13 protein-coding genes are annotated in these 12,841 nt (G+C 67.9%); 7 read left to right on the plus strand and 6 right to left on the minus strand.

What is annotated here, in order from left to right; translation table 11 throughout:
• Positions 1 to 10 precede the first annotated feature (10 nt).
• Both PYV00_RS06325 and PYV00_RS06330 read right to left on the minus strand, forming a co-directional pair.
• Complete coding sequence (locus tag PYV00_RS06325) at positions 11 to 538, minus strand: sigma-70 family RNA polymerase sigma factor (protein ID WP_275227431.1); 528 nt, start codon at positions 536 to 538, stop codon at positions 11 to 13.
• Positions 528 to 767, minus strand: a complete 240-nt coding sequence (locus PYV00_RS06330; RefSeq protein ID WP_275227432.1) for a NepR family anti-sigma factor — start codon at positions 765 to 767, stop codon at positions 528 to 530. Before PYV00_RS06330 ends, PYV00_RS06325 begins: the two co-directional genes overlap by 11 nt.
• A 152-nt stretch (positions 768 to 919) precedes the next feature.
• Here PYV00_RS06330 and PYV00_RS06335 point away from each other — a divergent pair, with 152 nt between their 5' ends.
• Positions 920 to 2,581: a CHASE domain-containing protein gene (locus tag PYV00_RS06335; protein ID WP_275227433.1), complete on the plus strand. Its 1,662-nt coding sequence runs from the start codon at positions 920 to 922 to the stop codon at positions 2,579 to 2,581.
• Positions 2,582 to 2,587: 6 nt separating this feature from the next.
• On the opposite strand, the gene PYV00_RS06340 is transcribed toward PYV00_RS06335, so the two are convergent.
• Entirely contained in the window at positions 2,588 to 3,379 is a 792-nt protein-coding gene (locus PYV00_RS06340; protein WP_275227434.1) for a response regulator, read from the minus strand.
• 433 nt (positions 3,380 to 3,812) lie between these two features.
• Between PYV00_RS06340 and PYV00_RS06345 the strand changes: the two genes are divergently transcribed.
• The 3 genes from PYV00_RS06345 to PYV00_RS06355 all read left to right on the plus strand — a co-directional run bounded on the left by PYV00_RS06345 (position 3,813) and on the right by PYV00_RS06355 (position 5,256).
• Entirely contained in the window at positions 3,813 to 4,451 is a 639-nt protein-coding gene (locus PYV00_RS06345; RefSeq protein ID WP_275227435.1) for a sigma-70 family RNA polymerase sigma factor, read from the plus strand.
• 18 nt (positions 4,452 to 4,469) lie between these two features.
• On the plus strand, positions 4,470 to 4,889 hold the full coding sequence (locus tag PYV00_RS06350) for a response regulator (RefSeq protein ID WP_275227436.1): 420 nt from the start codon (positions 4,470 to 4,472) through the stop codon (positions 4,887 to 4,889).
• 97 nt (positions 4,890 to 4,986) lie between these two features.
• On the plus strand, positions 4,987 to 5,256 hold the full coding sequence (locus tag PYV00_RS06355; protein ID WP_275227437.1) for a hypothetical protein: 270 nt from the start codon (positions 4,987 to 4,989) through the stop codon (positions 5,254 to 5,256).
• A gap of 37 nt (positions 5,257 to 5,293) precedes the next feature.
• Here the strand turns inward: PYV00_RS06355 and PYV00_RS06360 are convergent, their stop codons facing one another.
• Entirely contained in the window at positions 5,294 to 5,776 is a 483-nt protein-coding gene (locus PYV00_RS06360) for a hemerythrin domain-containing protein (RefSeq protein WP_275227438.1), read from the minus strand.
• Between the two features lie 207 nt (positions 5,777 to 5,983).
• On the opposite strand from PYV00_RS06360, the gene PYV00_RS06365 reads away from it, so the two are divergent.
• From PYV00_RS06365 to PYV00_RS06375, 3 genes are all read left to right on the plus strand, one after another.
• The gene (locus PYV00_RS06365; protein WP_275227439.1) at positions 5,984 to 6,679 is read left to right on the plus strand and encodes a Crp/Fnr family transcriptional regulator; all 696 of its coding nucleotides are present in this window, start codon (positions 5,984 to 5,986) and stop codon (positions 6,677 to 6,679) included.
• A gap of 188 nt (positions 6,680 to 6,867) precedes the next feature.
• Positions 6,868 to 8,223, plus strand: coding sequence for an aromatic ring-hydroxylating oxygenase subunit alpha (locus PYV00_RS06370; protein WP_428981610.1), 1,356 nt, complete (start codon positions 6,868 to 6,870; stop codon positions 8,221 to 8,223).
• 147 nt (positions 8,224 to 8,370) lie between these two features.
• Positions 8,371 to 10,848: a PhoX family protein gene (locus tag PYV00_RS06375; protein WP_275227441.1), complete on the plus strand. Its 2,478-nt coding sequence runs from the start codon at positions 8,371 to 8,373 to the stop codon at positions 10,846 to 10,848.
• 106 nt (positions 10,849 to 10,954) lie between these two features.
• Here the strand turns inward: PYV00_RS06375 and PYV00_RS06380 are convergent, their stop codons facing one another.
• Both PYV00_RS06380 and PYV00_RS06385 read right to left on the minus strand, forming a co-directional pair.
• Positions 10,955 to 11,407 carry a hypothetical protein gene (locus tag PYV00_RS06380; RefSeq protein ID WP_275227442.1) on the minus strand — a complete coding sequence of 151 codons (453 nt, stop codon included), beginning with the start codon at positions 11,405 to 11,407 and terminating at the stop codon, positions 10,955 to 10,957.
• Positions 11,408 to 11,511: 104 nt separating this feature from the next.
• On the minus strand, positions 11,512 to 12,840 hold the full coding sequence (locus PYV00_RS06385; protein WP_275227443.1) for a FecR family protein: 1,329 nt from the start codon (positions 12,838 to 12,840) through the stop codon (positions 11,512 to 11,514).
• Position 12,841: the final 1 nt, after the last annotated feature.

A 12,841-nucleotide genomic window follows, 5' to 3' on the forward strand; every position in this document is an offset into this window, starting at 1 on the left:
GGGCCGCGCGCTATCGCGGTGGAGCAGGCTCGGCGTCCAGTAGCCGGGCCAGTTCGGCACGCGCGCGGGCGACGCGGCTTTTCATCGTGCCTACGGCGCAATCGGCGATCTCGGCCGCCTGCTCATACGTAAAGCCGCCCGCGCCCACCAGCATCACCGCTTCGCGCCGTTCGGGCGAAAGCTTCTGCAGCGCCGTGTTCATGTCGGCCAGGTGCAGGCCGCCTTCCTGCCCGGCCTCCATCACCAGCATCCGCTCGATCGCCTCGTCGTCGATATCGGTGTGGCGCCGGCCCCGGCGCAGCTCGCTGAGGTAGTGGTTGCGCAGGATCGCGAAAGTCCAGGCGCGCATACTGGTGCCGGGGGTGAAGCGGTCACGCGCGGCCCAGGCCTTCATCGCCGCTTCCTGCGTCAGATCGTCGGCCAGATCGGGGCGCCCGCACAGCCCGCGCGCGAAGGCGCGCAAGTGCGGCAGCGTCGCCACCAGTTCCCGCTTGAAATCCTCGTCGGCATAGGTCGTCGCGCTGCTGTCAGTCGTCATCACCGTCGTCCAGCTTCTTGAGCAGATCCTCAAAGCTGTTCGGCAGTGGTTCGTCCACGACGGAGTTGTACAGCTTTCTCAGCCCGTCGGCCCAGCCGGGCTCGCCATTCCTGCGGACAGCCGGCGGCAAACCGGGCTTGTGCCCGCCGCCCCCTGATCCATTCGGCTGAGACAACACGAACTCCCTTTCTGCGGAAAAGCCATGCGCGCGAGACGGATCGCGGGTCAAGCGTCAAGGCGATTTTTACCTGTCTTGCGGTGGAACATTTGGTGGGCGCCATGGTTCCCTTTCCCGCAATCGGTTGCCAAAACGGAGAAATCCGCACACCGATGCGGCGGGGCCAGCAAAGGCCGCAAGGCCAGCCGAAAGGTTCAGGGGTAATGGATGAGGCTCTGCTGGGCAGAGTGCAGAAGCAGGCATGGTTCCACAAGTATCCGCGTGGCTGGCCGTTCCTGCTGTTTCTGATCGCCAGCCTGGGCACGGCGGTGAGCGTGATCGCCATCGAGCGGGCCGACCGGCAGACCCGCGAGATCGAGCTGGACCGCAACCTGACCGAGATCGCCTCCGCGCTCCAGCGCCGCGTGACCGAGAACATTGCCCTGCTGCGCGCCGGCAGCGCGCTGTTCGCCATGCAGGATGGCGTATCGGGGCGCCAGTTCGCCGAATTCGCGGCCGATCTCCAGGCCAACGGCAACCTCTACGGCTCGCTCGGCATGGGCTGGGCGCCGCTGCTGGCGGCCAGCAGGGTGCCTTCGTTCGAAGTGTGGATGCGCGACAATGGCGAGGAGAACTATTACATCCGCCCCGCGCCCAGCGACCAGCGCTTCGCCACGCCGGTGGTCTATCTGGAGCCGCTTTCGCGCCGCAACCGCGAGGCGATCGGCTATGACATGTATTCCGAAAGCGTGCGCCGCCGCGCGATGAACCTGGCGATCCAGCTGGGCAAGCCGGTGGCGACGGGCAAGCTCCATCTGATCCAGGACGAGCCGGATGCGGGCGAGGCGGGCTTCATCATCTACATGCCGGTGATCAACAACCGTGGCGGGCGGCGCATCGTCAAGGGCTTCGTCTACAGCCCGTTCCGCGCCTCCGATTTCCTCGATTCGGCCGCCGAGCTTTACCGCAACGACGATATCGAGGTGGAAGTCTTCGACGAGGACGACAATCCCGACAACCTGCTGGTCGAGCGCCGCGTCGAAGGGGTCAGCGGCACGACCATGGAACGCCGGATCGACGTGGGCAATCACGGCTGGGTGATCCGCGTCAGCGACAAGAAGGCCGGGGTGCTTTCCACCTTGTCGCGCATCACGCTGTTCTTCGGCGCGGTCGCCTCGCTGATGGTCATGGCCATCGGCCGGCTCATCACCCGGCGCGCCGCCGAGGACCGGCGCGTGCTCGAATGGCTGACCAGCGAAGCCTCGATCCGCAATTCGCTGACGCGCGAGCTGAACCACCGGGTGAAGAACACGCTGGCCAATGTCCTGTCGATCGCGGCGCTGACCCGGCGGCGCGCCACCGATATCGACGATTTCACCGAAAGCCTGACCGCGCGCATCCGCGCGCTTTCGGCGACGCACGACCTGCTGTCGCAAAGCAACTGGACCGATGCCCCGCTGGGCGATGTCGTGCGCAGCGAGCTGGCGCCATACATGGAAGGCAGCGAGGCGCACGTCGTGCTGGCCGGGCCGGAGATCAAGCTGGCGCCCAACGATGCCATGTCGCTGGGCCTGGCCATTCACGAACTGGCGACCAACGCGGCCAAGTATGGCGCGCTCAGCACGGCAGAGGGGCGCATCCACGTCACCTGGAAGCTGCTGCGTTCGGGCCTGGCCCAGATCGACTGGCGCGAGGAGGGCGGGCCACCCGTGGTCGAGCCGACCAAGCGCGGCTTCGGGCGCGACCTGATCGAGAAGATCGTGGCGCACGAACTGCGTTCGCAAGTGGACTTGCGCTTCCTGCCCGGCGGTGTCGAATGCCGCCTGCAAGTCCCGGTCCGCGCCTTGCGCGCCGCTTTCGCTCTGCGCGGCGAACGGCGGGCCTGAGGGCGCTTAGCCCTGGCCGTGCGGGTGGAAGAACAGCGCCTGGCTGATCGCGGCGCGCACCGTGGCCTCGCGGAACGGCTTGGTGACAAGGTACGTCGGCTCGGGCCGCTCGCCGGTCAGCAGGCGTTCGGGATAGGCGGTGATGAAGATCACCGGCACGCTGCCGAACTTGAGCAGGTCCTCCACCGCGTCGATGCCCGAGCTGCCGTCGGCAAGCTGGATATCGGCCAGGACCAGCCCCGCCGGATGCCGCGCGAACAGCTCGACCGCCTGCGTGTGCGTCGCGGCCGTGCCGGTCACGGTGTGGCCCAGCTCGCTCACCAGCCCTTCGAGCTGCATCGAGATCAGCGGCTCGTCCTCGATGATGAGCACGTCGGTCGATGTCTCGTTCTCGATCTCGGCGAAGGCCTGGGCGACGAGCTGGTCCACCTCGGCTTCGTCGAGGCCAAGGATCGCGGCGGTATCGGCGCGGGAGAATTCCTCCACCGTGGTCAGCAGCAGGGCCTGGCGATGCGCCGGCGCGATCGTGGCGAGGCGGGTGCGCGCGGCCTGCTCGGGCAGGCTGGCGGCATCCTCGGCCTGCGTCTGCGGCACCTGGCCCGACGACCAGATCCGGGTGAAGGCGCCGTAAAGCGCGGTGCGGCTGCCGGCGATCTCGGCGCGCAGCGCCCGGTCGGCCAGCGCGGCCTCCAGCGTGGCGCGGACATAGGCATCGCCCGACTGCTGCGATCCGGTAAGCGCGCGGGCATATCGCCGGAGATAGGGCAACTGGGCGCTGATCTGGTCGGAAAGGGACATGGAAACCTCGGGTTAGGCTCGGCTGGGGGGCTGGCTCCCTCCTGATCTGAACGATTTCGGCACGCGTGCCAACCACCGATTGCGGAGCCTGGCGCGCCGTCCGCCGTCGCGATCCGGTCACGCCGCGTGGCCGATCAAAAAAAATCGCGAGTCGCGGGAACGCTTTTCGATGGACCGTGTTTTCCCAATATCACCACTGGCCCTCCCACCCCCCCGCGAACCCGGTGGTGATCCGATCCCCGAGGCCTCCGCACGCTCAACAGGGCGCGGAGGCCTCAATGGTTTTGGGGCCCTTGCGAATGGGCATCTCAGGAATGGGCCCCTTGCGAAATCGCCGCGATCCATGCCCCGCCCGCGCTCGTGCCGGTGGCCGGGAACCATTTGCGTTCTGGTTTCGTTGTCTTGCTACCAGTTGCACAATGGAGGCCAGCACATGACGGCAGCAGCAGCCAACGAAGCCGAGCAGTTCCGCACCCTCGGCGATCGGGACTTCAAGCGTGCCCTTACCGAAGTTGCCCCCCACTTGCGCGCCTTCGCGCGCGGCCTGTGCGGTTGCCGTGACCGCGCCGACGATCTGGCCCAGGAAGCCATGCTGCGCGCCTGGGCCGCGCGGGACCGCTATGCCGCCGGCACCAATTTCAAGGCCTGGACGTTCACGATCCTGCGCAACCATTTCTACAGCGAGGCGCGCCGCGCCCGCTTCCACGGCGAGTACGATGAAGTCGCCGCCGAGCGCATCCTGTGCGCGCCCGCCAGCCAGGAAGGCGCGCTCGAACTGGCCGACGTGCTGCGCGCGCTCACCGCGATCCCGGCCAGCTACCGCGAGGCGCTGATCCTGCTGGCCGCCGGCAACCTCTCCTACGAAGAGATCGCCGATATCTGCGGGATCGCGCTGGGCACGGTGAAAAGCCGCATCTGCCGCGCTCGCGCGATGCTGAGCAAGATCATCGAATCCGGGCAGCTGCCCGACTTCCGGCACAACTTCGTGCTGACCGGCGAGGCGATCGACGCCTTCTTCGCCGAATTCACCAAGATCGCCAACACTTCGGACAATGCGGCGATCGCCGCGTGAACATGGGGGTTCCCGGCTGTGTGGGTCCAGCAGGATAATGTCGCCAAGGTGCTGATCGTGGAGGATGAATTCCTCCTTGCCCTGCAGCTTGAGGAAATCATCGCCGATGGCGGCCATGCCGTCGTCGGCACCGTGTGCGACCGGGCCTCGCTCGGCACGCTGGGTGAGCGGCCCGATGTCGCGCTGGTCGATCTCAACTTGCGCGACGGCTTGACCGGGCCCGAGATCGCGCGCCGCCTCGCCAGCGACTATGCCGCGCGGGTGATCTACGTCACCGCCAATCCCGGCCAGATCGGCTGCCCGGCCGAGACCGCGATCGGCGTGGTGCACAAGCCTTTCTCGCGCGCGACGATCCTTGCCGCGATCCAGTATGCGATGCTGGGCTGCCCGGAGGCATCGCGCCCGCCCGAACTCGAAGCCATCACGCCGCCGCACTGAGAGTCTTTGTCGCAATGCGCGCAAGCGCGCATTTCGTTGCGGCACCGGCCCGGCCCGCCACTCGGAACCTCGCGCGCACTGACGCATTGCCTTGGGTATGAACCCCATCATTCTCCAGGCATTGCAATATTACGGCGCAGGCGCGGCGGCTCTGGCCGCGCTGATCCTCTCGCTCGATCTGGGGCGGCGGTGGAGCGGCTGGGCTTTCGTCATCTTCGTCACCAGCTCGCTTTCGCTGATCGCCTGGGGCTTCCTGGACGAGAATGCCGAGGGGATCGGCGTGCAGAACGTGGTGCTGCTGGTGATCAACTGCGTCGGCGTCTACCGCTACCTGCTGTCGCGCCACCGCCGCGAAATGGGCAGCTGAGGGTTCACCTGCCCAGATCGCGGCCTTGCGGCCCGGCTTATTCGCGCGCGTCGCCCGGCAATTCCTTCCTGGCCAGCTCCAGCTCCTGCGGCTTGCGCTTTTCGAACACCCCGGCGATCCGCTTCTCGGCCTCGGCGCTGAGCGACTTGGCGGCGGAAGGGAACATCTCTTCCTCCTCCTCGTCGATATGGTGCAGGTAGCGGTGGCGCATTGCCTTGAACCGGGTCAGCCATGCGCCCGAGGCCATGTCGGTCTCGACCAGCTCGCCCAGGAAATCGTCGATCTCCTTGTGCTCCGACACCGAATGGCGCGCCTCGTCGCGCAAGTCCGGGCAGGCGAGCATCGCGGCATAGAGCGATTCTTCCTCGGCGGCGGCATGGGCCTGCAATTCCTTGCGCAGCGCCTCGAACAGCGCGCGGCGCTCTTCGCTGTCGCCCTGCGTCTCGCCAAGCTGCGCCAGCATCTTGCGATGGCGGTCGTGATCGGTCTTGAGATCCTTGAAGATACGTGCGTCCGTCATGGTGAACTCTCCTTCGCTGCCGGTTGCAACGAGCGGACCGCCCGGAAGGTTGCCGGCGCGATGCCCGGGACCATGGCCGGCGCAGGAAACGGACCAGGGCGTCCATTTGCAATGCCCCGCGCGGAACCTAATCCCGGCCGCTTCGTTTTCCGCTCCAACGCGGAGCCCTGTCCGCGATCGAGGTGGCCGATGCCTGAAGGAAGCGCTTTGCTGGACTATCTGAAGCCCGATGATCTGGCACTGCTCGCTCCACTGATCGCCGATTGCCAGTTCCGGGGCGGGCATGTCCTGCACCGGCCGGGCGAGACGATGGAATATTGCTATTTCCCGCGCGGTCGCGCGGTCGCCGCGTTCGCCGTCATGCTGGAAGATGGCAAGGCGGTGGATGTGATGATGGTCGGCTGCGAAGGCGCGCTGGGCGGGATCGTCAGCGAGGGCGGCCTGCCTGCCTTCGCCGGCTCGCGGGTGATGCACCGGGGCGCCTTCCAGCGCATCGCATTGGCCGATCTGGAGCGCGCCAAACAGGCCTCGCCCGCGATCCGCGATCTGTTCGCGCGCTATGCCGATTGCCTGATGGCGCAAGTGTTCCAGTCGATCGCCTGCAACGCCACCCACACCATCGAGCAGCGCGCCGCGCGCTGGCTGGACGCCGCCGTCGCGCGCACGGGCGAGTGCGATATCGCCATGACGCAGGAGCAGCTGGCTGCGATGATGGGCATCGGCCGCAGTTATGCCAGCCGCGTGATCCAGCGCTTCAAGCGCGACGGGCTGCTGCGCACCCGGCGCGGCGGGGTGGACGTGCTCGATGCCGATGGCCTTGCCGCGCGCGCCTGCGGCTGCAACGCGCGGGTCAGCCGTCACCGCGAGGCGGTGCTGGGCGGGCTCTACTCCGCCGCGACCTGAATTTCGCGTGCCCGGTCCGGCTTGCGGCACTGGCGAATTGCGTTAAGCTCGCGTAGTAAACACATGTGTTGGATAACGGTGCCGTCGCGGCCCGAGTCTCCCCGATGAGGAGGCGCCGCCGGTCCAAGGGAGAAATGCTGGTGAACAAGCCCGAGAAATTCGCGCCCGCGAACATCACTCCGGCGGATATGGACGCCGAACGGCTCGTCACGTACCCGACCGAGGCTTTCCTTTCGAAGGAATACCTGGAAGCGGAAAAGCGGCTGCTGTGGCCCAGGGTGTGGCAGATGGTCGAGCGCGAGAGCGACCTGCCGAACCCCGGCGACTGGATGACCTACAACGTGGCCGACGAATCGATCATCGTCCTGCGCAAGGATGACGGCACGCTCAGGGCTTTCCACAATGTCTGCCCGCATCGCGGCCGCCAGCTCGTCTCGGTGCCGGACGGCGTGCATTCGGTGCGCGGCAACAATCGCAAGACCTTCATCTGCGGCTTCCACGGCTGGACCTTCGATCTTGACGGCCAGAACATCTACATCCTCGATCCGCAGGACTGGCACGGCAAGCTGACCCCGGAGATGACCTGCCTGTCCGACGTCAAGGTCGATACCTGGGGCGGCTACATCTACATCAACATGGACCCGGACAGCGTCTCGCTGAAGGAATGGATGGGCCGCGCGGGCGAGATCCTCGATCACTTCGAACTGGCGAAGATGCACTACAAGTGGCGCCAGTGGGCGATCTACAACTGCAACTGGAAGACCGCGATCGAGGCGTTCCTGGAACCCTATCACGTCGCCGGCACGCATACCCAGCTGCTGGCCTATGGCAACTACTACGCGCTTTCCCGGCAGTACGGGCTGCACAGCGTCAGCAGCTACGACACGCGCGCGCCCGAATTCCAGATGAGCGAAAGCTCGGGCACGACGCGCGCGGGCAAGGGCGACGATGCCCGCCGATCGACCTACGAGCTGATCCGCGAGAACTATGAGACGGTGAACTATTCGGCCTCCACCGAAACGCTGGTCGCCGCCGCCAGCCGCCTGGTCGACGAATTGCCCGAAGGCACGCCGCCGCAGGAAGTGATCGCCCACTGGATGGCCTCGGCCAAGCGCGACGATGCCGCGCGCGGCGTGATCTGGCCCGAGGTGCCGCCCGAGATCATGGCCGAGGCGGGGCTGGCCTGGGGCCTGTTCCCCAACCAGAACATCCTCCACGGCGTCACTTTCGCGCTGTGCTACCGCGTGCGCCCGTACAAGGACGATCCCGACAAGTGCGTGTTCGAAAGCTATGCGCTGGAGCGCTTTCCCGAAGGCGAAGTGCCCGAGACCGAATGGGTCTATGCCGATCCCACGGGCGAGAACTGGGGCTCGGTGCTGGCGCAGGACTTCTCCAATATGGAGTTTGTTCAGAAGGGCATGAAGTCCAGCGGGTTCCGCGGCCCGCTGCCCAATCCGCACCAGGAACAGAAGGTCATCAACCTGCATCGCAACCTGGCCGAATTCATGGAAGGGCGCGGCGCGCCCAACCTGCTCGACGTCTGACCGGCCGCGACGGGCTTTGCCGCCCCGGCGGGGAGCCTGTCGCGAAACTGTCGCGTATAATTCACTGAATTGTCATTGATTTGGCACGGGAATGCCATAGCCGCCCCCTAGCAAGCCCTCGCAACAACAAACCATGCGGGGACCATCATGGGCGACATCAAGGCCAGCTACGGCTACACCGACGGCGACATCGACACCAACGATTCGGGTGCGCGCACTCTGGGCAGCATCATCGACGAGCGCTACTCGCGCCGTCAGACGCTGTTCGGCGGCCTGGGCGCCACCGCGCTGGCCTTTTTCGGCACCAGCCTGCTCGCCGCCTGCGGCGATGACAACGAAGCGCCCGTCGTCACCGCCGGCGCCAATGCCAGCACCAATTCGGGCCGCGTGGTCACGCTCACCGCCACCGCCACCGACGACAAGGAAGTGACCCAGGCCGGCTGGACCCAGGTCAGTGGCCCGACCGTCCAGCTGGCCGAAGGCACCAACAACACCATCACGTTCCTGGCCCCCAGCGTCGCCAGCAACACCGATCTGACCTTCGAATTCTCGGCCAGCGACGCCAAGGGCGAAAAGGCCACCGCGCGCACGGTGATCACCGTGGCGCCGGCCGCGCTCGGCTTCACCGCCGTGCCGAAGAACAAGAACGACGTCGTCACCGTGCCCGATGGCTATTCGGTCAAGGTCATGACGCGGCTGGGCGATCCGATCGCCGCCGGCGTCGCCGCCTATGCCAACGACGGCACCGACACCAATTTCGCCCAGCGTATCGGCGATCATGGTGATGCGCTGCACTTCTTCGGGCTCAGCGCCGCGGGCGCGCGCGACGATGCCAGCTCGACGCGCGGCCTGCTCGTGCAGAACCACGAGAACATCAATATCCAGTACCTGCACCCCAACGGCCCGACCAACGCCAGCACCGGCCCGCGCCCCGAAGCCGAAGCGCTCAAGGAGATCGAGGCCCACGGCGTCAGCGTCGCCGAATACAAGGACGCGGGCGGCCGCAACTGGAGCTATGTGCAGGACAGCACGTTCAACCGCCGCATCACGCCGAACACGCCGATGGCCTTCAGCGGCCCGGCGCGCGGATCGGCGCTGCTGCGCACCGTCTTCTCCACGGACGGCACCCAGGGCCGCGGCACGATCAACAACTGCGCCAACGGCATCTCGGGCTGGGCGACCAACCTGACGTGCGAGGAGAACTGGGCCGGCTACTTCCGCCGCGACGATTCCGGCGCGGGCGCCGACAACGCGCAGCGCACCGACCGGGAGCTGACCGCGCTGCGCCGCTATGGCGTGACCAGCAATACCGGCAGCTATGCCTGGTCGAGCGCCAGCACCAGCAACCCGGTGTTCCGCCGCTGGGACGCGCGCGCGACCGTGGGCGGCACCGCGACGACCGACTATCGCAACGAGCCCAACCAGCTGGGCTGGGTGGTCGAGATCGACCCCTACGATCCGGCCTCGACCCCGCGCAAGCGCACCGCGCTGGGCCGCTTCGGCCATGAAGGCGCGTGCTTTGGCCGCCTGGCCGATGGCAAGAAGGTGGCCGTCTACATGGGCGACGATTCGCGCGGCGAATACCTCTACAAGTTCGTGTCGAGCGCGAACTGGGCGCCGGCCGATGCGCAGGCGGCCAACCGCCTGGCGATGGGCGACAAGTACCTCGATGCCGGCACGCTCTATGTGGCCAGGTTCAATGCCAACGGTTCGGGCCAGTGGCTGCCGCTGGTCTTCGACCAGGTGCCCAACCGCGCCGCCACCGGCTCGGCGCCGGCCTATGCCTTCGCCGATCAGGCCGACATCCTGGTGAACACGCGCCTGGCCGCCGACGCGGTCGGCGCGACGCCGATGGATCGCCCGGAATGGACCGCGGTCAACCCGGTCAATGGCGAGGTCTACCTGACGCTGACCAACAACAGCGCCTCGGTCCGCCCGCTGAACGGCACCGACGCGGCCAACCCGCGCCATTACAACGATCCCAAGAACGGCACCGCCAGCTACGGCAACCCCAACGGCCACATCATCCGCCTGCGCGAAGCCGGCGACGATACCGCCGCGACCACGTTCACCTGGGACATCTACCTGTTCGCCGCCGACTCGATCGACGCCGATCCGACCAACGTCAACATCTCGGGCCTGACCGCCGACAACGACCTGTCGAGCCCTGACGGCCTGTGGTTCTCGCGCACCGAGAACGCCGCCGGCAAGGTGCACCCGGTGCTCTGGATCCAGACCGACGATGGCGCCTTCACCGATCGCACCAACAACCAGATGCTCGCGGCGATCCCGGGCACGGTGGGCGACGGTGGCCCGGTGACGATCACCAATGTCGGCCAGAACGGCTCTGCCACGCAGGCGACCATCGCCGGCGCCAAGGCGACCGCCGCCAGCCTGCGCCGCTTCCTGATCGGCCCGGTCCAGTGCGAGATCACCGGCATCGACAGCACGCCGGACGGTCGCACGCTGTTCGTCGGCATCCAGCACCCCGGCGAGGAAGGCACGCCGGCCGCGCCCAGCAGCCACTGGCCGGCCAGCCAGGCGGGCGCGACTCCGGCGACCACCCGCCCGCGTTCGGCGGTCGTGGCGGTCACCAAGAACGACGGCGGCATCATCGCCCTCTGATCGGCAAGGAAAGGCGGAGAGGCGCGATGGCGCCTCTCCGTTTTTTATTTCAATCCACTGGCGTGGATGCGGCGCCGGCGCGATTCAGCCGCGCCGGATCGAACCGTTAATGCAGCAGCGCCGCGTGCTGCATCGTATGCGGCAGGACGGCTGCCTTGCCGCCGGCCAGCTCGATCAGCGCCATCGCCAGCGCGCCGACCATCGCCAGCGCCAGCGTGGGGCCGCCGGCCATCCGCTCCGAAGTCTGCCCCGGCAGCACCACCGAGACGAGGAAATGCCCGTCGCTGCCGCGCGACATCATGTAGCCGGCATCGTCGATCAGGCTGAGCGCGGCGGTTTCATAAGCGCGCGCCTCGATCAGCATTTCCAGCCGGGCCGCGCTGTAAGTGGCCAGCCCGTCGATCAGGGTGTCTCCGGGGACATACGCGATGAGCGCGCGTATCTCGCGCAGCCGCTCGGCCTGTTCGCCGGGGCGTGAGCCCGCGCAGGCCATGGCTACATCGTGCAGACGTCGTCGCCACTCCCCGCGCGTCATACCGTCGTGGAACCTGTCCGCCATCGTGTCCGCCTCGTTGCTAACGACTATCAGTGCCAGCAGGCTAACCGGAATGGGCTGACGATCGACGAACGACCGCTTGTGTAGTGTTACGTAAGCGGGCGGGCTCAGCGTGGGATCTTGGGCGGCGGATCGGAAACCTGCGCGGGGTCTTTGGGCGGGAGCTGGACCGTGTTCGGGTTAACGGTGCCCACGGGCTGCACGGTCGGCCGGGGCGCGCGCGTTGGTGCAGGCGACGGCGTCGGTGTCTGGCCGGGCCCTCGGGTGCCGGGCGGCGTGCCGTTGGGCGTGGGCGAATACGTCGGTGTCGGCGTGGGCGCATGGCTCGGCGGTGGCGAAGGGGCGGGGGAGGGCGTCGACGTCGGCTGGCTGATCGGCAGGCGCGTGCCGCGCGGCGTGGAGGTCGGCGTCGGCGTGGGCGTGGGCGCCGGTGTTCCCGTGCCCCGGCCGATCGGCACGCTGGTTCCGCCGGTCGGCGTCGGGGTGGCATTGGGCGCCGACTGGCGCGGGCGCGGGGCATCGCTGTTCGGCTGCTCGCGCGTCGGGCGGGGCAGGCCGCCCAGATCGGGGATATAGCTGCCGCCGGGAACCGGCCCGCCGCCGGGGTCTCCGCCGCCCGGATAGCCGCCGCCGTAATAAGGCGGAGGCGGGCGATCGCGATCGCGCCGGGGCACGGGCAGCGGCGCCGAATCGGTCGCGATGGGGGCCACGGGCGGCAGGATGAAGTCATCCAGCCGCACCAGCCCGCTGGACGAGATCTCGAACGGGCCGATCGGCTCGGCGCCCGCGTAAGGCACGTAGGCGGCGAGCATCGGCCGGTCGAGCGTCACCGTCTCGTTCACCCCGGTGACATCGACCGCGCCGGCATTGACCCGGCCTTGCGTGCGCGGGCCGGGGCCGCGCAGCACGATCAGCGTCGCGGTGGCCGGATCGGATTGCACGTCGCGCGGGATCGCGCGTTCGCCCACGGCGATGGCGGCGGCCAGTTCGCCCACCGCGCCATCGAAGATCGTGCCGCGGATGCCGATCGTCGCGGCCGGGGTGCGCACCGATGCCGTCTTGGCGCGGCCGCCGCCGGACATGAAGCGGAACGCGCCCTTGGCCACGGTGGCCGATACCGTGCCGCCGGCCGGATCATAGACGAACTTGTCGATGGTGAGCTGTGCATTGGCGCCCACGGTGAACTTGGTCTTGTCCAGCAGCAGGATCTGCAGGCCGCTGCCGGTGCCGGTGCGCACCTGATCGGCCAGCGCCACGCGCTGCCGGACCTTGGCCGGGCCGAAGCCGCCGCCGGTCGGGCGGATGCGCACGTCGCGCACCACCACGGCGGCGATGCCCACGGCGGGCGCGGGTGCGGCCCAGGCCAGCGGCGACGTCGCCATGGCCAGCGCCGGCGGCACCAGCGCAAGCGCGCGCAGGCGGAGCGAGCGGGGCATG

Origin of the sequence: Novosphingobium album (ex Liu et al. 2023) (assembly GCF_029076845.1) — a bacterium.
GTDB lineage: Bacteria > Pseudomonadota > Alphaproteobacteria > Sphingomonadales > Sphingomonadaceae > Novosphingobium.